Here is an 18,450-nt window from a genome sequence, read left to right as displayed (position 1 = left end):
TTTGAGCCTTGGTTGTAATGCGGTTCGATAATACCATGATGTTACTTAGCGATTGCTGCGCAGCAGTTCATCTACGATTCGTTCCAGGTGCTGTAAGCTGCTGCACTCCGCCGCATAATGCACCGCGCTCATATAGCGATTCATTTCTGAATCGCCAGTGCCCCACATTTTACGTGACTCTGGGTTCAGCCAGATAACTTTTTTGGCACGCTGATAAATGCTTTGCATGACCTCCAGCTTGGCGTCGCCGTTGTTGTTGCGAGCGTCCCCTAGAATAATAACGGTAGTGTTGCTGTCGATATCATTCATGGCCAACGCGGCGAAATCCAGCAAGCTGCCACCGTAATCTGTGGCGCCTCCGTACTTCCAGTTTACCAATTCTATGGCTTTCTCTAGCGGGTGCTGGGCAAACAGGTCGCTGACTTCGCCTAGATGACTGGAGAAGGCGAAGCTGCGAACTCCGGGCAAAATATCGTACAGACTGTAGAGGAACATCAAGAGAAACTTGGCGTAGGCCGCCACCGAGCCACTGACATCGCAGACAGCCAGAATCTTGGGGCGGTCTTTCTTGACCGACTTCCAGTAAACGTCGAACATAACGCCGTCATTGGCGATGCCACGACGAATCGTCTTGGCCATATTGAGCTGGCCACGTTTGTAGATCTGGCGCCTGCGGGAGTGACGCGCCGCCAGGCGTTTGGCCATCTTGCGCACCAAATCATGTACCCGGTGCAGGTAGTGGTGTTCAATATTGTTGAGTTTGGTTTTGGCGAGAATATCGTCCATGAACTGCTTATTCTTGCCTTCAGCCTGAATCAGATACTCGCGCTCAACGTGGTCGCGCACTAGCTCGCGCAGCCGATCGCGGTAGGTTTGTAGTTCATTCAGCGCTGGGCTGCCTTGTCGTTCCAGCTCAATTACCGCGTGACGAATCTGTTCCTCACCCATGGCATCCAGAATCTTGCGCGTGTATTGGCCTTTCTGTGTGAACATCTGGATCTGTGCCAGGCCGACCTGGTCTGCCGCCTGGGCAATCGCCAGACTGAGTTCGTTGCGGTCGTCGTTGAGCAACATCTCCATCAACGGGGTGTCCAGATGCGCTGCGAGTTCTGAGTCAGCGGCCATCTCGCCGGCAAGATCCAGAGCCGGTTTGCCAGCTGCACCGTCCTGCTCTGCCGACTCTTGCCCTGGATCCGTTTCGCCCTGAGCTGCTTCCGCCGCGTCGTTGTCCGCGTCTGCGGTGTCTTCTTTATTAGCAGCGTCCGGCAGCTCATACTCAAAAAAACGATCAAAACACTGCACGAAAGTTGCTTTTTCTTCGGCAGTTTTGGCGAGCGCCTGCGACAGGCCGGTTCTCAGGTCGCCGCGACTGCGATAGCCAATAATGGACATCACCTCCATCGCATCAAGGGTCTCAGCGGGAGATATTCTCACATCATGCGTTCGCAGCACGTTGATGAAACTGATCAGCTTGGAATTCATGTGCTCCTTCTTCTTGTGGCGCCTGGACTAGTCCAGCAGTGACTTGATTTCTGGAGTGGCCGCTTCGATATCTTCCTGAAATTTGAGCAGAACCATCAGTGTACTGCGAATAAGCTCTTCATCCAGCTGGTCTGTATGCAATAGCAACAGGCTGCGCGCCCAGTCGATGGTCTCACTAATGGCGGGTAGCTTTTTCAGGTCCATCTGGCGCAGTGAATGTACAAATTCTACCAACTGATGACGCAGGTCTTCCTCGATTTCGGGAACTCGGGCGCGCACTATGCGTTCTTCCAATTCGGTGGTCGGAAACGGAATGTACAGGTGCAGGCAGCGTCGCTTCAGCGCGTCTGATATATCGCGTGTATTGTTGCTGGTGAGGAAAACCATGGGCGCTGTCTTGGCCTTAACGGTGCCGATCTCAGGGATTGAGACTTGGTAGTCTGATAGAATTTCCAGCAGCAGTGATTCGAACTCATAGTCCGATTTGTCTACTTCATCGATCAACAGTATTGAGCCCTCCTCAAGATACATCGCCTTGAGCAGTGGGCGTGGCTCCAAAAAATCCTCGGAATAAAAAATGTCGCCGAATTGATGCAGCCGCTCCACTGACTCGGCCAAACCAGTGGCTCCTTGCAGCAGGTCACCCAGCTTTTCCTTGAGCACCTGGGTGTAGAGCAGTTGCTTGCCGTACTTCCATTCATACAAGGCCTTGGACTCGTCGAGGCCTTCATAACATTGCAGCCTGACCAACGGTACATCAAGTAACATTGAGGTTGTTTTCGCCAGTTCAGTTTTACCGACACCGGGAGGTCCTTCCACCAAAATCGGCTTGCGAAGCTTGAACGCCAGGAAAACCGCAGTGGCAATTTCATGGCTACAGATATAGCCAAACTTCTCGAAGCCCTGTTCAATGGCCTCGATAGAGTCTAGTTGTGGGAAATCCAGGGTATTCACAAGCTGTCCTTTTAAAGCGGGTAGGCAGGGCGCGGCATTATAGCTGATTCACCGACGTGCCGGGGGCTGGTTAGCCTCCAGTCATATTCATAAAGCGCAAAATCTCCGGCTCACCGCCGAGGTCAAAATGATGTTTTTCCGGTTTCAGGTCCATCGCCTGGATAATCGCCTGCCGCAGTTTTTCGTCGCTGAAATCTTCCGCGCGCAGTAACTCGCGTAGATCCATAGAGTGCTCATTGCCCAGACATAGCAGCAGGCGTCCCTCTACGGTGACTCTTACACGATTGCATAGATGGCAGAAGTTATGGCTGTGGGGCGAAATGAAGCCGACGCGAGCGCTGCTCCCGGCGACGTTGTGGTAAACCGATGGGCCGCCGGTGGTGGCGTCTGATGCTGTGAGTGCATAGCGGCTGGCAACAATTTCATGCACTTCGTCACTGGAGCAAAAGCTCAATTCGCGATTATGCTCATCAATGAGCCCCAGCGGCATTTCTTCAATAAAGGAAATATCAAAATTACGCTGTTGGGCGAAATCGACCAAATCCAGAATTTCGTCTTCGTTGCGGCCCTTGAGTATCACGGCATTGAGTTTAATACGCTCAAAACCGGCGGCTACGGCGGCATCCAAGCCACGAATCACTTGGTCCAGATCGCCGGTACGGGTAATCCGCCGAAACTTATCGGCGTCCAGACTATCGACGCTGACATTCATGCGGGTCACGCCAGCGTCGCGTAGTGCCGGTGCCATTTTCTCCAGCTGAGAACCGTTGGTGGTTAGCAGTAATTCCTCCAGACCAGGGAGTTTACCGATACGCTGCACTAATGAGATGACATTGCGTCTGACCAGAGGTTCGCCGCCGGTGAGCCGGATGCGCTTGACGCCGAGCTCGGTAAAGCTGCGTGCGACCTGATAAATCTCTTCCAAACTGAGGACCTGCGCGCGGGGCACAAAGGTCATGTCCTCCGCCATACAATAGACACAGCGGAAATCGCAGCGGTCGGTGACAGAGATACGGACGTAATCTACGGTACGTCCGAATTGGTCAATCAGGGCTTCAGAAATTTGATTCATTATGCCATTTTACTGTGAACAACCCCCCGTCACTAGTTAAACTGGTGTCTAATTATCCGGTTAACATCAGCAGGACCTCCGCGGCGTATTTATGAGTAGTGACACATACAAACACTTGGCGTTGGTGATAGGGCCGGCGTTGGGCGCTCTGGTAGCCTGGATGTTGGTTGGCCAAGGCCTTTCTATGGCCATCGCGATCACCGTGCTGGTGACGCTGTGGTGCATTGTCTGGTGGGTTTTCGAACCTGTGCCTATACCGGTTACTTCGCTGCTGCCACTGGCGTTGCTGCCGCTGCTGGGGGTTCTGACCCCGGCTGAGGTGGGTCAGGCTTATGGGAGCCCCTTGATCCTGTTGCTGCTGGGCGGTTTTATCCTGTCGCGGGCGATGGAGCACAGTGGTGCGCACCGGCGTATTGCCCTGAGTATGGTGCGGCTATTTGGCGGTGATAGTGACCGCCGCCTGGTATTTGGTTTTATGGCAGCTGCCGCTGTATTGAGTATGTGGATCTCCAATACCGCAACAACCCTGATGCTATTGCCGGTGGCGATGGCAGTGATTGAGCAAACCCGTGATGACGATAATCGATTGGCGCAGCCACTGCTGTTGGGGGTTGCATACGCGGCCAGCGTGGGCGGCATTGGCACGCCGATTGGTACGCCACCCAATCTGGTTTTTATGCAGATTTACACCGAGACGACCGGAGAGCAGATCAGCTTCAGCCAGTGGATGGGCTGGGCGGTCCCCGTGGTGGTGTTGCTGCTGCCGATTATTGGTTTATGGCTGACCCGCGGTTTAACCGGCGGCGGCGGTTTGCAGTTGCCCGAGGTGGGTAAGTGGCACATCGCGGAGCGTCGGGTGATGATTGTTTTTGGGTTAACCGCGCTGGCCTGGGTCACTCGCAGTGAACCCTTTGGCGGTTGGAGTGGCTGGTTAAACCTGCCTACCGCCAACGATGCCTCGGTGGCGATGTTGGCAGTGGTGCTTATGTTCCTGGTGCCCGATGGTAAGGGCAGTCGCCTGTTGGACTGGGAGCGCGCAGTGACAATTCCCTGGGGCGTGTTGCTGTTGTTTGCCGGTGGAATTTGTCTGGCCAAGGCGTTTGTCAGCTCAGGACTGAGCGTGTTGTTAGGCGATTGGCTGGGTTCAATGGCCTATTTGCCGCTGTGGCTGTTGATTGGCCTGATTTGTCTGGTCGTCACTTTCATGACCGAGACCACCAGTAATACGGCCAGTGCCACTTTGCTGATGCCGATCCTGGCGGCGGCGGCGCTAGCTGCAGGTATTTCACCTGAGGTGCTGATGGTGCCAGCGGCAATGACTGCCAGTTGCGCGTTTATGCTGCCGGTAGCTACAGCGCCTAATAGTGTGGTTTACGGTAGCGGCCGCATCGCCATCGAGCGCATGGCCAGAGAGGGCTTTGTGTTGAATCTTATCGCTGTGGTGTGTATCGCCGGCTGGTGTTTCTGGCGACTTGGCTGAAACTCTAGCGGCAGGCTTCCGGGCGGTACTTGGCAGGCAGATCGCCGCCATCCTTGCAGCTCCATATCAGTTTCCCGTTGCGTTCTTCTGATTTGAACAGCAGTGTGTCCTTGCCGTTTAACTGCGGTAATTGATCGGTATCGTAGACCACGGCCAAGGTCGCCTTATAATCCCCATGACCGCCGAGGTAAAGGCGGAAGTTGCCGGCCTGAAGGTCGTCCATACCGGCGTCGGCAGCGTTGTTGGGCAGCGTGCCATGTTCCTCAAAGTATTCCGCGATACCGGCTTTGGCATTGTCGGCAACGTCCAGATCCTGCGCTATGCGGTTGCGTACCTGATAATCCTGATAGGCCGGCAGTCCCACCATGGAGACCAGTGAAATAACGAACATTGCCAGCAGCAATTCGACCAAGGTCATGCCCAACATTTGCTGGGGCGGTCTAAGGCTTGGTTTATGGGTAAGGAGGTGGGGCATTTCGATATGGTAGCCCATTTGCGGACAGTCGAATGCGACACAGGTCTCAGTTCAGGCGCTAAGCTTGGCTAGTAGGCTACTTTTTCGGGAAACATAGGGGGGTAGAAGGCGGCCCTTTGAGGGCCGCCCAAGCAATGACTACAATACCGCCATAATGGATTCCGCAGAGCTGACGTCCACGCCGGCGCCGGCTTCAATATGCAGGTGGCTGATGACACCATCCTCTGCCACCAGAGCGAAACGTTGGCTGCGACTACCCAGACCAAAGCCACTACCGTCCAGTTCCAGCCCCAGCGCGCCGGTCAATTCTCCGTTGCCGTCTGCCAGCATTAAGAGTTCTGAGGCATTCTGAGCATCACCCCAAGCGCCCATAACAAAGGCATCATTCACTGCCATGCAGACGATGGTATCGACGCCCATGGCCTTTATTTTGTCGGCGTTGACAACAAAACCTGGCAGGTGGGTCATGGAACAGCCGGGCGTGAAGGCGCCTGGGACCGCAAACAGCACTACTTTTTTACCGCCAAAGATAGCGTCCGTTGAGATATCTTCGGGTCCCTTTTCGCCCATGGTCTTGAGGGTGCAGCTGGGTACCTTGTCGCCTACTTGAATTGTCATGTTAATCTCCGTTCAGTAATAGTGCTTGGTTTGAGGGGGCGCGGCTTAATACCGCGGTGGCTGATTATAGACTGGATAAATACTCGTTGTGGATAGTTCTTGCCCATGTCCTTTGTGTGGATATGGTCGTGGCAGCAGCTTTCACCGCGACAGGCGCCGCGAGTACCTGCGCTGCCCGGTTTGCGCTCTGGTGTATGTACCTCCGGTGTGGCACTTGGATGCTGCGGCCGAAAAAGCCGTTTATGACTTGCATGAAAACAGTCCTGACGACCCCGGCTATAGGCGTTTCCTGTCGCGATTGGCTGCGCCCTTACTGACACAACTGGGCGGCAGGTCGGCGCTGGGGCTGGATTTTGGTTGTGGTCCCGGGCCCGCGCTGGTGCAGATGCTGCGAGAAGCAGGACACACAGTGTCGGTTTACGATCCCTATTATTTTCCGGATACAGCGGTGCTGTCAGTCGACTATGACTTTATAACCGCCACCGAAGTTGTTGAACATCTGGCGGCGCCGGGTTTGCAGTTAGACCGTTTGTGGAGCCTGCTGCGCCCCGGAGGGGTGTTGGGTGTGATGACTAAACTGGTGGTTGATCAGCAGGCTTTTGCCCGCTGGCACTATATTTCCGATGCCACCCATATCTGTTTTTTTTCGCAGCAAACCTGGCGCTGGTGGTCACTCAAAGTCGGTGCCGAGCTGGAACAGGTGGCCGCCGATGCCGTGTTATTCAGGAAGCCGCACTTGTGATAGAGCGCGTCTGAGTTTGCAGCATGCGCTGCACCTGCTGGTAGAACGCCTTTTGTTGGTCCCCCAAATACGGTGCAATCATGCTCAGCAGTTGGTGCACACCCTGATGAATAATCAGTGAGGGGTCACGGCTTTCGTTGCGCAGCTCGGAAAAGGTCAGCCAATAGGTCAGCAGTAACACCATATTATCAACCAGTGCCGCTACCTCTGCGCTGCTGGCGTTCACCTTGGCATCCTGACTCAGCGCCTCCCATACCGCTTTTACCGCATCGGCTTTCATGCGCATCATGCGGCGGAAGCGTTTCTGAAAGTCGGGGTAGCGCTCTATAAGATTATTGAGGTTGTGGTAGAGAAAACGGTAGTTGTACATTTCTTCGAAGACTACGTACAGGTAGTACCAATTGTCCTCTACGCTGAGTTGGCCGGCCACCGGTGCCGCCAAAATTTCTCCCAGACTTTGCTCATACTGACCGAACAGTTCGGCCAAAATGCTGTCCTTGCCTTTGAAGTGGTAGTACAGGTTGCCGGGGCTGATATCCAGCTCGTTGGCTATGTCTACGGTGGTGGTCCCGGCTTCACCCTCTTCATTAAAGAGGATGAGGCTGGTGTGGAGTATCCGGTCTCGTGTTTTCATGCGTTATGCAGCGATGTTGGCAAGCGGCATAGCTGAATCAGCCTTTTTTGCGAACGGGTGTCTTCTTCGCGGGTGCTGCCTTGCGACGTGGCTTTTTAGCGGGGGTGGCTGGCGTCAGAGCCGCAGTCAGGGCATCCAGCTTGGCGTCCATCTGATCCAGTCGTGAGTGGATCTCCTTCAGTTCGTCCTGGCGCCCGCCCAAATTCAGGTGGAAGTTCTCGCGAACCTTTTTGATACGCTCTTCCACGGAGCTGGTGCGTGACTTCCGGATCGTCGCGATAGAACCACGCACTTCGCCCTCAAGCTCTTCGCCTTTCTTGACCAGGTCCTTAAATAAACGGGGTGGCTCTTTGCTGGCTTTGTCGAGTCGATCCTGGGCTTCATCAAAAGCTTTACCGTAGGCTCCCAGGCCGGCTAACCAAATATTTTTGGCGATCTCGCTGGCCTTGTCAGATACGTTGCTCTTATCGTCAGACATGTGTGTTCCTCGCTCGGGCTGCAGGCCTATGATACACCAGTTGTGCTGCGCTGTTACTACCGGCCACTTTGCTGCGGGTATGCTTGCAGGTATAAAAAAAGGGCGCATAGCGCCCCGAAAATGGTGTGCACGCAGTACTCTGCGCGCGACTAGAGACCTAGTATGGAATGGACGTCAAATGTCACATGGAGCCTATTGTGATGTTAAAAATTAGAATAGGCATACTAACTTCGCCACGACCTGCCTCTGTATTGGAGGCGGCTGGCAGTCGCTGTTGCCATTGTGAGGTGCCGGCTTGGAATCTACGCTGGCCGTGCCACCAGCCGCGCAGTAGAATCAGTAGTCATACTGTCACGGAAAAAGCTCTATTGTGGTGGCCAGTTGAACGTCCTGGAGTATAGATGGCACTGCCTGTAAAACGAATTCTTCCCGCTGTGGTTATTGTCGCCGGTTTGCTTGGCAGCTACGCCTTATTGGTAGGCAAGCCAAAGCCGGCGCCCTTGGCAGCCCAGCCGGTTTCAGCTCCGCTGGTTACTGTGGTCAGTGCCCAGCTCAGTGATATTGCCCTGCCGGTCAATAGTCAGGGCACTGTGCAACCGCGGCGAGAAATCAATATCGTTAGCCAGGTCGCAGGGCGGGTGCAGTCGGTGGCCGATGATTTTGCTGTGGGCGGTTTTTTTGATGCCAACAGCGAACTGATTAAAGTGGAGGATGCAGACTACGAGTTTGCATTGCGCCGGGCGCGGGCGCGAGTAGCTGATGCTGCGCAAATGGTTTCAGTAGAGAAAGGTCGGGCTCGGCAGGCGGCGCGCGAGTGGCGCGACCTGGGCAATAGTGAAGCCAATGACCTGTTTTTGCGCAAACCCCAGCTAAGCGGTTTGGAAGCGGCGTTGGATGCGGCGCGTGCCGAGCTTGGACAAGCCCAGCTCGACTTGGAAAGAACCTCTCTGTCGGCGCCATTTAATGGTCGTATTCGTGAAAAGCATGTCGACATAGGGCAATACATTACGCCGGGAACCACGGTAGCCCGGGTCTACGCCACTGACGTGGTGGAGGTGCGCTTGCCGCTAACCGATCGTCAAGTAGGTCTGCTGGATTTGCCGTTAAATTATCAGGATCACTCGATGCTTGGGGACAAACGGGTTCCGGTTGCGCTTTCGGCGCGCTTTGCCGATCAGCAATGGCTTTGGCAGGGATACCTGGTTCGCACCGATGCCAGTATTGATGTCGACAGTAGAGTGGTTTATGCGGTGGTTGAAGTAGAGAGTCCGTTTTCCCGTGCCGAGGGCAGCTCGCGTCCGCCACTGGGCATCGGTCTGTTTGTGGCCGCGGAAATCTCCGGGCGTGTGATACGCGACGTCAGCGTACTGCCGCGCCAGGCGTTACGTAATGATGGCAGCGTGCTGTTAGTGGAAAGCGGAGACCGTATTCGCACTCATCCGGTACGGGTTTTGAAAAGCGATTTGCAGCAGTTGTGGGTGCAAGGCTTGGCCGCAGGAGCGCGGGTGGTGGTATCACCACTGCCGTTGGCGATTGATGGCATGGCGGTGACGGTCTCAAAGGCCTTGGAAGTAGCGGAGGCGCAGCCCTGATGCGGGGTATTATTGCGTGGTTTGTCCGTAATCCGATTGCCGCCAATTTGTTGATGGTGCTGATACTGATCGGCGGTCTTACCGGCGTTCCCGCCCTCGATAAGCAATATTTTCCCGATTTTCAGATGGACGTTGTGACCGTCACCCTGCCTTATCCCGGAGCCGGGCCGCGCGAGGTTGAGGAGCAGATTTGTATACGCATTGAAGAGGCCGTGCATGATCTGAATGGCGTCAAAGAAATTCGCTCCAGCGCCAGTCAGGGCAGCGGTAGTGTTTGGATCGAGGCCGAATCCGGATACGATATGGGTCGCCTGACCGCTGACATAAAAACCCGTGTCGATTCGATTACTACCTTCCCAGCAGAGGCCGAGCGCCCTATTGTGGCGCAGCTGGCGCATCGTCACGAAATGATGACGATCACCCTGGCCGGTGATATCGGCGAAGCCAACCTGAAGAGTCTGGGTGAAGAGTTGCGCGATGATTTGGCAACTCGCCCGGATGTCTCCGTGGTGGAACTACTAACACCGCGGCCCTACGAAGTGGCGGTGGAAGTGTCGGAGCTGACTCTGCGTCGTTACGGCCTGCGCTTTGAAGACGTGGTGCAGGCGATCCGAGGCTCTTCGTTGAATCTGCCGGCGGGTTCTATCAAAAGCCAGGGTGGTGACATTCAGGTGCAAACCCGCGGTCAGGCTTACGCGCAGTCAGACTTTGAAGATATTGTGATTGTCGGTAAACGTGACGGCACGCGGATTCTCCTTAGCGATGTTGCTACCGTCATAGACGGTTTTGCCGATGTCGACCTGCGCAACCGCTTCAATGACAAACCGTCTTTGGATCTGGAAGTTTTCGTCACCTCCAGTCCCAATGTGCTCAAGACCGACCATTCTGTGCGGCAGTGGCTGGAGGATGTCGAGCGGCGTCTGCCGCCTGGCGTAGAGTTGCAGATGTGGCGCAATCAGACCGACCCGTTTCGTTATCGGGTGGAAACCCTGCTGACCAATGGCCTTGGCGGGCTCGCGCTGGTGTTTCTGGTATTGCTGGTGTTTCTGCGTCCACTGTTGGCGCTGTGGGTCTGTGTTGGCATCTCGGTAGCCTTTTTGGGATGTCTGTGGTTGCTGCAATATGCCAGCGTGTCTTTGAATATGGTGTCTTTGTTCTCCTTTATTCTGATTTTGGGGATTGTGGTGGACGACGCCATCATCGTGGGTGAATCCATCTACGCCCATCAGAGTCGCGGTGATGGCGGTGATATCGGTGCGGTTAATGGTGCTGTCGGGGTCATGAAACCTGTCATGTTTGCCGTGATATCGACCATGATCTTTTTTGTGCCGATGTATTTTTTCCCAGGTGATATGGCAAATATTGCTGGCGATATACCCACCGTGGTGATTTTGGCACTGACCTTTTCGTTGATTGAATGTCTGTTAATACTGCCCGCACACCTGGCACATATGCCGCCGGTAAAGCCGCCGCGTAACGTGCTATTGGCGCGACTGGAACTTCTGCGTGAGCGTTGTGCAGACTCACTGCCGGCGTTTGCGGCCAAGGTCTATCGTCCCTTCCTGGCGCGCTGTCTGAATGCCAACTTACTGACGCTATCCGTGTTTTTTATGGGCCTGGTGTTAAGTCTGGCGATCTACGCCGGTGGTTGGATGCAGGCAGGGTTTTTTCCCAGCATGACCTCAGATTGGGTTTACGCCAAAATCGAGTTGGAGGAAGGCGGCCCGTTTCAGGAGACGCTGACCGTCATGGATCAGGTGGAAGCTGCCGCGATCCGCCTTCGTGAGAGTCTCAATAGTGACCCAGACGCGGAAGTGCCCGGCCATGTTGTGGGCCACATTAACGCCCGCAGTGAGGATAATCGGGTGCGAGTGCTACTGGAGGTCAATAATGTGGGGGTTGATGCCGCCGCTGTTGCTGAGCTATGGCGCGATGAAATCGGCGAGCTGCCGACAGTGAAGGACTTCAAACTGGACTATACCTTTAATGAGGTCGGCAAGCCGATTGTGCTGGTGGTAGCGGCGTCGGAGCTGACCGTACTGGAGCAGGCGGGAGACTTGCTGCAGGCTGAGCTGGAGTCCTACCCGGGCGTATTCAATGTCGCCAACACCATGCAGTCGCCGCGGCAGGAAATTGAATTGGGTTTGAAGCCCGCGGCAGAGAATCTGGGCATTACCTTGGCTGACCTCGCGCTGCAGGTTCGTCGCGCTTTTCATGGTGCCGAAGCTCAGCGCATTCCGCGCGCTAAAGAAGATGTCAAAGTCATGGTGCGCTACCCGGAGCAGGAGCGAGTGGCGACCGAAAATCTGCGGCAAATGCGGATTCGCACACCCGATGGTCGCGAAGTGCCATTTGATGTGGTGGCTCAGGTGCGTTACGTCCCGGGCTACCAGACCATCGAGCGACTGCAGCGCAAGCGCACCATGGAGGTGAGTGCAGAGGTGGCGCCGGGCACGAGCGCACCGCGCGAAATAGTCGACACCATTTTGCGCGAACGTTTGCCTGAATGGCGTAGCCTCTACCCCGACCTAACTATGGAGCTCGATGGCGAATTGCAGGAGGAGCAGGAGTTCTCAGTGGCCTTCTTTAAATACATGCTGATGGCGATGCTGATTATCTACGGGCTTATGGCCATTCCTTTTCGATCCTACTGGCAGCCGTTGTTGATTCTTACTGCCGTGCCGTTTGGCATTATGGGGGCTATTCTAGGCCACATGCTGCTGGACGAAAGAGTAAGCATGATGTCGCTGCTGGGTGTTTTGGCCTGCTCGGGGGTGGTAGTGAACGATAACCTGGTGCTTATCGATCGAGTGAATCAGTTGCGTGCCACCGGCCATAGCGTGCTGGATTCGCTGTTGCAGGGCGCGCAGGATCGTTTTCGGCCGATTATTCTAACGTCTCTGACTACGTTTATCGGGTTGCTGCCGATGATGCTGGAAGATAGTCCGCAGGCGGCATTCTTGCAGCCGATGATTATTTCGCTGGCATTTGGCGTGCTGTTGGCGACCGGCGTGACGCTGGTGCTAGTCCCGGCACTATATCTGTTCGGGGAAAAAGTGCAGCAGCGGCTGCGGGGAGAAGCTGGTCACAAGGCCGAGGCTTAGGCCCCGGCCGCTGACAGCCGCAGGGCCGGCTTAGGCTTTCGGGCCAGCAGCCACGATGCCGTCGCCAACCTCAAAGTTCTTGATGTTTTCCTGAAACAAACCAGCCAGCTTCGACGCCTGCTCGTTATACACAGCTTCGTTTTCCCAGCCGCTGCGCGGATCAAGGAATTTGGGATCAATGCCAGGTATCTCGGTGGGGAAGTCGAGGTTGAGCACATCCAGGTGTGCGCTGGGTGCCTGTTGCAGTTGGCCACTTTGGGCAGCGCTGACAACGGCGCGGGTCACCGGAATAGGAAATCTTGAGCCGGTGCCGCCGGGAGCGCCGGAGCCACCGGTCCAGCCGGTGTTGATCAGGTAGACTTGACTGCCAAACTCTTCGATACGCTTCATCAGCAACTCGGCATAATCACCGGCCGGGCGGGGCATGAAAGGCGCGCCAAAGCAGGTTGAGAAAGTGGGGTTAATACCAGCTTCTGCCCCCAACTCCGTAGAACCGACCTTTGCCGTATAGCCACTGAGGAAGTGAAAAGCAGCGGCTTCTTTAGACAGGATGGACACTGGCGGCAGGGTGCCAGTGACGTCGCAGGTCAGAAAAATAACCGTCTTGGGTTCACCCGCAGCATTCTCGATGACGCGTTTCTCGACATGCTCCAGTGGGTAACAGCAGCGGCCATTCTCTGTGAGGCTGGTATCGCAGTAGTCCGCATGTCTTTGCTCATCAACCACCACGTTTTCGACGATGGCGCCAAAGCGAATAGCGTCCCAGATAATGGGCTCATTCTTTTGGCTCAGGTCGATAGTTTTGGCGTAGCAGCCGCCCTCGATATTAAACACAGCTCCTTTTGACCAGCCGTGCTCATCATCACCAATCAAATAACGTTCCGGGTCAGCTGACAGCGTGGTTTTACCCGTGCCAGAGAGGCCGAAAAACAAGGTTGTATCGCCGTCCTCACCAACATTGGCAGAACAGTGCATAGACATGACATCCTTCTCTGGCAGCAGGAAGTTCTGTACTGAGAACATGGCCTTCTTCATTTCACCGGCATAGCGCATACCGGCGAGCAGCACCCGGCGCTGAGCGAAATTGATGATGACTACGCCTTCTGAGTTGGTGCCATCGCGCTCAGGCTCGCAGACGAAGTTGGCAGCGTTGTAAATCGTCCACTCGGGCTTGGTTTTGGGATTGTAGTTCGGTGGACGGATGAACATATTGTGTCCAAACAGAGACTGCCAAGCGGTTTCAGTAACCACGCGTACGGGCAGATAGTGTTCAATGTGCTCGCCGACATGCAGGTGATTGACGAAGCGGTCACGGCCGGCCAGATGAGTTTCTACGCGTGCCCACAAGGCGTCGAATTTATCGCCATCAAAAGGTCGGTTGACTGCGCCCCAATCAATGCTGTCGGCAGTGCTGGCTTCGCGAACGATGAAGCGATCTGCCGGAGAGCGCCCGGTGCGCTTACCAGTGGTAACCAACAAGGCGCCAGTATCAGTCAGCTGACCCTCGCCCCGGCTCAGGGATTCCTCCACCAGATTGGCGGTGTTGAGGTCAGTCAGTTCGTTTGCTTTTGCAGGCACTGTGCTCATTATTTGATCCTGTTAGTCATGGCGGCTATTCGATTTTCAGGAGGTAATCGCGAGCCATTTGCAGTCGGTTTAGAGGCGCGCATTATGTCAGAAACGCTGTGGAAAGCGAAGATAAGAGAGGAAATTTTCATTATAAGTAAAACTTATAGTATCAGTGCTGACTCCGGGCCGGGTCATTGTCCTCGGATGCCGCTAAATCACTGGCTTTAAAGCCATATTGCTGGTTGCAGAATTCGCAATCCATGGTGATGATTTCTTGCTCTGCAAACAGCTCTTCCAGCTCTACAGAGCCTAGTGAGGCGAGCGCGTCCAGGCAGCGCTGCTCAGAGCAGCTGCACTGGAACTTGACCGAGCGCTGCGGCAACAACTTTATCGGATCTTCGGGAAACAAATGCGCCAGTAATAGTTCCTGGCCTGAGCGCAGTAATTCCTGGTCCATGACCGTGTCGGCAAGAATGTAAACATGTTCCCACTGTTGACTGCGCTGGGTCGTGTCGCTGACCAGCTGGGCGGGAAGCTGCTGCAGCAAAAGGCCGCCGGCACTGCTGCCATCACAGGTTAGCCAGAGACGCGTAGCCAGCTGTTCAGAGTTTTCAAAGTAGTGTTCCAGACATGCTGCCAGGTTGCCGCCTTCAAGCGGCACGATGCCCTGGTAACGCTGACCATTGCGTGGCTCGATGGTGATGGCGAGTGTGCCACCTGGCAGCAAGCTGGCGAAATCCTGGCCGCTGGCTTCCGCCGCGCCGCGTGCGATACCGCGAATCTCAAGCTCACTATTGCACTCCGCCATAAGCAGTGGGATTTCACCGCTGCCCTGGGCTTGCAGAATCATCCGGCCGTCAAACTTGATGGTGGTGCTGAGCAGGACGACGGCAGCGAGAAACTCGCCCAATAGCCTGGCTACTGCGGGGGGGTATTGGTGGAGCTCGAGTATCTCCGCACTGGATTGATCCAGGTGAATGATTTCACCGCGTATATCGGCTTCTTCAAATACAAACTTGCTGGCCACATCCGCGGTTACTGACATTACTGCTCTCTCTTGAATTGGTGAATGTGTCGGCGCTGCTTTTTGTTCGGCCGCTGGTCTGGGCGGTTCAGTGCGCCACCGGCGGCCTTGCGCGCCTGTGCTTCAGCCTCGCGTTTGGCGATGCTGTCTTCGCTTTCCACATACAGCAGTTGGGCTTCGGCAGCGCCGCGTCGCTGGGGACTGAGGCCGAGTACGGTGACCTCGCGCAGATCCCAGCCCTGACGAACACTGAGCGTATCGCCAACGCTGATTTCCTTGCTGACTTTGACGCGATTGCCAGCCAGCTGCACCTTGCCACCTTCCACCGCCGCCTTGGCCAGGCTGCGGGTCTTGAAGAAGCGGGCAGCCCATAGCCATTTGTCGAGCCTGAGTTTGTCGGTGGTGTTCATGGTCTATGCCTCGGGCATAATTTCGTCAAAGTGATGAATCCCCGGGAAATGCGTATCGATTCGTTTCTGTAGGCTGCTATCGGGCTGTAGCAGCGTCATCAGATGGCCAATCCCGTAGTCCTGGGCCGACTGCAGTACCGTCTCATTATCGTCGATGAGCAGGGTCGAGCCTGACTGGAATGGGTGGCGAGCATGCAGGCAATGCCAGAACTGGGGGTCCTCTTTGGGAACGCGCAGGTCGTGCGAGACAACAATGCCATCAAACCAGCGCCCTATGCCGGTGCAGGCGAGTTTGATATCCAGACCCTTGCGGTGTGCATTGGTTACCAACAGGACCTTCCTAGGGCTCTGGTGTAGTCTGCGCAAAAACTCCTCGACATGCGGCCGGATGGCGATCATATGCTGGATCTCGCGCTTGAGTGCTGCCACATCTACCTGTAACTGCTCGGACCAGTAGTCTACGCAATACCAGTTCAGCGTTCCGTGGACCTGGCCGATACGTTCATGCACATGGGCAAGAGCCTCGGCTTCATCACGTTGGTGAATCTCGGCAAAGCGGCGCGGCAGATGCTGGAGCCAGAAGTAGTTGTCGAACTGCAGGTCGAGTAGTGTGCCGTCCATATCCAGAAAGACGGTATCTATGGAGTCCCAGTTGATCATTAAGCCTGTCTTGTTCGCCGCGTTGCCTGCTTGGCCCAGCGCCGTGTTATGCGCCGGATGGTATAGTATGCGTTCTTTGTCAGCGCTTGAGTAGCTTCTGTGTCATTACCTGTTCCAGACCATGAATTTGCGGAACCGCTGCGTCAGCTATGCCAGCTGGCCGCCGCCGCTATTATGCAGCATTACCACTCTGATAGCGCCGCGGACCATTCTGTTAAGGACGACGCCTCACCGCTGACGGCGGCGGATATGGCAGCGCACGATATTTTGCTTGAGGGGCTGGCCGACTTCGGTTTGCCGGTGCTGTCAGAGGAGTCCGCTGAGGATATTCAGGCCCAGCGGCGCCAGTGGTCGCGCTACTGGTTGGTGGATCCGCTTGACGGTACTAAAGAATTTCTGTCCCGTACCGATGAATTCACCGTTAATATCGCGCTGGTAGAGGCCCATACAGCGGTGCTGGGCGTGGTCGCTGTGCCCGTTGCTGGCACTGTTTATTTTGGAGCGGCGGGAGCTGGAGCATGGTGCTGGAGTGAAGATCAGTGGCGACCGTTACGAACTCGCCCACTGCAGGCCTCGCAGCCCGTGGATGTGCTCACCAGCCGCCGTCACCGCGATGCTGCGCTGGACTACTATTTGGCTAATATAGAGTCTGAGGGTTATCAGGCGCGACGCAGTTACGCCGGCAGTGCGCTGAAGTTTGTGCAGCTGGCCACCGGCGAGGGCGATTGCTACCCGCGTTTTTCGCCCTGTTGTGAATGGGATACCGGCGCCGGTCAGGCGCTGGTAGAGGCCGCCGGTGGGGCGGTGGTGGACCTCAATGGTCGCCCCCTCGACTATAACGCCCGTGACAGCTTGTTCAGCCCCAATTTTGTCGCGGTGGCGGACCCGCAGCAGCCGTTGTGGGCAAGCCTGTTAGATCGGCAGCGCGCCCACCCCGGTGTTAACTGAACCGGTAGCGTTGTAGGCCTGCATCAGTAAATCGGCGGTGCGCATCTGGTGCACTTCATCGGCACCATCAGCCAGTCTTGACCAGCGCGCTTGCTGCATCATGCCGGCCAGCGGAGTATCGGTTGAGTAACCCAGGGCGCCGTACACCTGCATGGCGCGATCAACTACCTGCCACAGCGTGTTGGCTACATGGTGCTTGGCCATAGAGACTTCCTGCTTGAACTCCATGCCATTCTCAATCTTATAGGCGCAATGCAAAACCATGAGTTTGGCCGCGTACAGCTCGCGGGCGCTGTCAGCCATCATCCACTGAATACCCTGTTTTTCAGACAGCAGGGAGCCATGGGCGTAACGGGTTTGCGCGCGCTCTACCAGCATCTCCAGGGCGGTTTCTATTTGGCCTATCCAGCGCATGCAATGCGCCAGACGCGCTGGCCCCAGGCGGACCTGACCCAATTTGTGGCCGCCGCCGCGCTCTCCGAGAATGGCGTTTTTGGGCACCCGCACATCCTTGTAAAGGATTTCGCAGTGATTGTGACCGCCAGACATGGTTTCTATATCGCGCACCAGTTCAAACCCGGGGCTGTCAGTGGGAACGATGAACGCCGTATTTCGAGCCTGCGGGATTTCGGCGTCCGGGTCGGTCTTGGCGATGACAATAGCGAAGCTGGCGCCGCGTGCCCCGGAGGTAAACCATTTGTGACCGTTGATGACCCATTCATCACCGTCGAGCTCGGCGCGGGTCTGCAGCAGGGTCGGATCAGAGCCTGCGACTTCGGGTTCGGTCATGGAAAAGCAGGAGCGCGTGGTGCCTTCGCACAGTGGTCGTAGATAGTTCTCCTTCTGTTCCTCGGTGCCAAAATGCAGCAAAGTATGCATATTGCCTTCGTCGGGTGCCTGACAATTCATGATATAGGGGCCAATGCCAACCTTTGCCGCCTCCGCTGAAACGGCTGCCAGTGCTGTCGGGGTCAGGCCCATGCCGCCCCATTCTTCCGGCATATGCGGCATCCACAGGCCCTGCTCCTGAGCCTGCGGGCGCAGCTCCAGGATGGCACTGATAAGCTCTTTGCGGTCGTTGTCGGCCGCTTCAACCTTGGCCCAGCGCGGAGCTACCACGTCTTTCATGAATATCTTGACCCGATGTCTTACCGCTTCCACTTCAGGATTAAATGAAAAGTCTATGGCCATGGTTTACTATCCTTGTT

At 55.7% G+C, this 18,450-nt stretch carries 17 protein-coding genes; 5 read left to right on the top strand and 12 right to left on the bottom strand.

Annotated features, from left to right (window positions below):
• Nucleotides 1-45: 45 nt before the first annotated feature.
• The 3 genes from EYC98_RS01340 to moaA form a co-directional block, all read right to left on the bottom strand.
• Nucleotides 46-1,482: a VWA domain-containing protein gene (locus tag EYC98_RS01340; protein ID WP_279243500.1), complete on the bottom strand. Its 1,437-nt coding sequence runs from the start codon at nt 1,480-1,482 to the stop codon at nt 46-48.
• Between the two features lie 27 nt (nt 1,483-1,509).
• Nucleotides 1,510-2,436, bottom strand: coding sequence for an AAA family ATPase (locus EYC98_RS01335; RefSeq protein ID WP_279243499.1), 927 nt, complete (start codon nt 2,434-2,436; stop codon nt 1,510-1,512).
• Between the two features lie 70 nt (nt 2,437-2,506).
• Nucleotides 2,507-3,508, bottom strand: a complete 1,002-nt coding sequence (gene moaA / locus EYC98_RS01330) for a GTP 3',8-cyclase MoaA (protein WP_279243498.1) — start codon at nt 3,506-3,508, stop codon at nt 2,507-2,509.
• A 91-nt stretch (nt 3,509-3,599) separates the two neighbouring features.
• Here moaA and EYC98_RS01325 point away from each other — a divergent pair, with 91 nt between their 5' ends.
• Nucleotides 3,600-4,988, top strand: a complete 1,389-nt coding sequence (locus tag EYC98_RS01325; protein ID WP_279243497.1) for an SLC13 family permease — start codon at nt 3,600-3,602, stop codon at nt 4,986-4,988.
• A gap of 4 nt (nt 4,989-4,992) precedes the next feature.
• Here the strand turns inward: EYC98_RS01325 and EYC98_RS01320 are convergent, their stop codons facing one another.
• Nucleotides 4,993-5,406 carry a pilin gene (locus tag EYC98_RS01320; protein ID WP_279243496.1) on the bottom strand — a complete coding sequence of 138 codons (414 nt, stop codon included), beginning with the start codon at nt 5,404-5,406 and terminating at the stop codon, nt 4,993-4,995.
• Nucleotides 5,407-5,601: 195 nt separating this feature from the next.
• Nucleotides 5,602-6,081 (bottom strand): peroxiredoxin, encoded by a 480-nt coding sequence (locus EYC98_RS01315; protein WP_279243495.1) that lies wholly within the window; start codon nt 6,079-6,081, stop codon nt 5,602-5,604.
• 205 nt (nt 6,082-6,286) lie between these two features.
• Here EYC98_RS01315 and EYC98_RS01310 point away from each other — a divergent pair, with 205 nt between their 5' ends.
• A complete protein-coding gene (locus tag EYC98_RS01310) occupies nt 6,287-6,823 on the top strand; it encodes a class I SAM-dependent methyltransferase (RefSeq protein WP_320415543.1) in 537 nt (178 codons plus the stop codon).
• Here the strand turns inward: EYC98_RS01310 and EYC98_RS01305 are convergent.
• Both EYC98_RS01305 and EYC98_RS01300 read right to left on the bottom strand, forming a co-directional pair.
• Nucleotides 6,804-7,457 carry a TetR/AcrR family transcriptional regulator gene (locus tag EYC98_RS01305; protein ID WP_279243493.1) on the bottom strand — a complete coding sequence of 218 codons (654 nt, stop codon included), beginning with the start codon at nt 7,455-7,457 and terminating at the stop codon, nt 6,804-6,806. The two genes, EYC98_RS01310 and EYC98_RS01305, sit on opposite strands and share 20 nt — an antisense overlap.
• Before the next feature lie 37 nt (nt 7,458-7,494).
• Nucleotides 7,495-7,935 (bottom strand): phasin family protein, encoded by a 441-nt coding sequence (locus tag EYC98_RS01300; RefSeq protein WP_279243492.1) that lies wholly within the window; start codon nt 7,933-7,935, stop codon nt 7,495-7,497.
• A 401-nt stretch (nt 7,936-8,336) separates the two neighbouring features.
• Between EYC98_RS01300 and EYC98_RS01295 the strand changes: the two genes are divergently transcribed.
• Entirely contained in the window at nt 8,337-9,527 is a 1,191-nt protein-coding gene (locus tag EYC98_RS01295) for an efflux RND transporter periplasmic adaptor subunit (RefSeq protein WP_279243491.1), read from the top strand.
• Nucleotides 9,527-12,631: an efflux RND transporter permease subunit gene (locus tag EYC98_RS01290; RefSeq protein WP_279243490.1), complete on the top strand. Its 3,105-nt coding sequence runs from the start codon at nt 9,527-9,529 to the stop codon at nt 12,629-12,631. The genes EYC98_RS01295 and EYC98_RS01290 overlap by 1 nt, the downstream gene beginning before the upstream one ends.
• Before the next feature lie 30 nt (nt 12,632-12,661).
• On the opposite strand, the gene EYC98_RS01285 is transcribed toward EYC98_RS01290, so the two are convergent.
• The 4 genes from EYC98_RS01285 to yrfG all read right to left on the bottom strand — a co-directional run bounded on the left by EYC98_RS01285 (nt 12,662) and on the right by yrfG (nt 16,294).
• Nucleotides 12,662-14,218, bottom strand: coding sequence for a phosphoenolpyruvate carboxykinase (locus tag EYC98_RS01285; RefSeq protein ID WP_279243489.1), 1,557 nt, complete (start codon nt 14,216-14,218; stop codon nt 12,662-12,664).
• 151 nt (nt 14,219-14,369) lie between these two features.
• Nucleotides 14,370-15,245: an Hsp33 family molecular chaperone HslO gene (hslO, locus tag EYC98_RS01280; protein WP_279243488.1), complete on the bottom strand. Its 876-nt coding sequence runs from the start codon at nt 15,243-15,245 to the stop codon at nt 14,370-14,372.
• Entirely contained in the window at nt 15,245-15,634 is a 390-nt protein-coding gene (locus tag EYC98_RS01275) for an RNA-binding S4 domain-containing protein (protein ID WP_279243487.1), read from the bottom strand. The genes hslO and EYC98_RS01275 overlap by 1 nt, the downstream gene beginning before the upstream one ends.
• Nucleotides 15,635-15,637: 3 nt before the next feature.
• Nucleotides 15,638-16,294, bottom strand: coding sequence for a GMP/IMP nucleotidase (yrfG, locus tag EYC98_RS01270; protein ID WP_279243486.1), 657 nt, complete (start codon nt 16,292-16,294; stop codon nt 15,638-15,640).
• 99 nt (nt 16,295-16,393) lie between these two features.
• Here yrfG and cysQ point away from each other — a divergent pair, with 99 nt between their 5' ends.
• The gene (gene cysQ, locus EYC98_RS01265) at nt 16,394-17,242 is read left to right on the top strand and encodes a 3'(2'),5'-bisphosphate nucleotidase CysQ (protein WP_279243485.1); all 849 of its coding nucleotides are present in this window, start codon (nt 16,394-16,396) and stop codon (nt 17,240-17,242) included.
• Here the strand turns inward: cysQ and EYC98_RS01260 are convergent.
• Nucleotides 17,207-18,433 carry an acyl-CoA dehydrogenase family protein gene (locus EYC98_RS01260; RefSeq protein WP_279243484.1) on the bottom strand — a complete coding sequence of 409 codons (1,227 nt, stop codon included), beginning with the start codon at nt 18,431-18,433 and terminating at the stop codon, nt 17,207-17,209. The two genes, cysQ and EYC98_RS01260, sit on opposite strands and share 36 nt — an antisense overlap.
• Nucleotides 18,434-18,450 lie beyond the last annotated feature (17 nt).

The organism is Candidatus Litorirhabdus singularis, from assembly GCF_026262625.1.
Lineage (GTDB): Bacteria > Pseudomonadota > Gammaproteobacteria > Pseudomonadales > Halieaceae > Litorirhabdus > Litorirhabdus singularis.
The sequence above is the reverse complement of the archived record's forward strand: the minus strand, read 5'-3'. Positions and strand labels throughout refer to the sequence as shown.

Excerpts from the sequence above, each read along its gene's own strand:
- EYC98_RS01340 (WP_279243500.1), bottom strand. The coding sequence starts at position 1,482 with ATGAATTCCAAGCTGATCAGTTTCATCAACGTGCTGCGAACGCATGAT.
- EYC98_RS01260 (WP_279243484.1), bottom strand. The coding sequence starts at position 18,433 with ATGGCCATAGACTTTTCATTTAATCCTGAAGTGGAAGCGGTAAGACAT.
- yrfG (WP_279243486.1), bottom strand. The coding sequence starts at position 16,294 with ATGATCAACTGGGACTCCATAGATACCGTCTTTCTGGATATGGACGGC.
- EYC98_RS01315 (WP_279243495.1), bottom strand. The coding sequence starts at position 6,081 with ATGACAATTCAAGTAGGCGACAAGGTACCCAGCTGCACCCTCAAGACC.
- EYC98_RS01290 (WP_279243490.1), top strand. The coding sequence starts at position 9,527 with ATGCGGGGTATTATTGCGTGGTTTGTCCGTAATCCGATTGCCGCCAAT.
- EYC98_RS01295 (WP_279243491.1), top strand. The coding sequence starts at position 8,337 with ATGGCACTGCCTGTAAAACGAATTCTTCCCGCTGTGGTTATTGTCGCC.
- EYC98_RS01300 (WP_279243492.1), bottom strand. The coding sequence starts at position 7,935 with ATGTCTGACGATAAGAGCAACGTATCTGACAAGGCCAGCGAGATCGCC.
- EYC98_RS01320 (WP_279243496.1), bottom strand. The coding sequence starts at position 5,406 with ATGACCTTGGTCGAATTGCTGCTGGCAATGTTCGTTATTTCACTGGTC.
- EYC98_RS01275 (WP_279243487.1), bottom strand. The coding sequence starts at position 15,634 with ATGAACACCACCGACAAACTCAGGCTCGACAAATGGCTATGGGCTGCC.
- hslO (WP_279243488.1), bottom strand. The coding sequence starts at position 15,245 with ATGTCAGTAACCGCGGATGTGGCCAGCAAGTTTGTATTTGAAGAAGCC.
- moaA (WP_279243498.1), bottom strand. The coding sequence starts at position 3,508 with ATGAATCAAATTTCTGAAGCCCTGATTGACCAATTCGGACGTACCGTA.
- EYC98_RS01305 (WP_279243493.1), bottom strand. The coding sequence starts at position 7,457 with ATGAAAACACGAGACCGGATACTCCACACCAGCCTCATCCTCTTTAAT.
- EYC98_RS01285 (WP_279243489.1), bottom strand. The coding sequence starts at position 14,218 with ATGAGCACAGTGCCTGCAAAAGCAAACGAACTGACTGACCTCAACACC.
- EYC98_RS01325 (WP_279243497.1), top strand. The coding sequence starts at position 3,600 with ATGAGTAGTGACACATACAAACACTTGGCGTTGGTGATAGGGCCGGCG.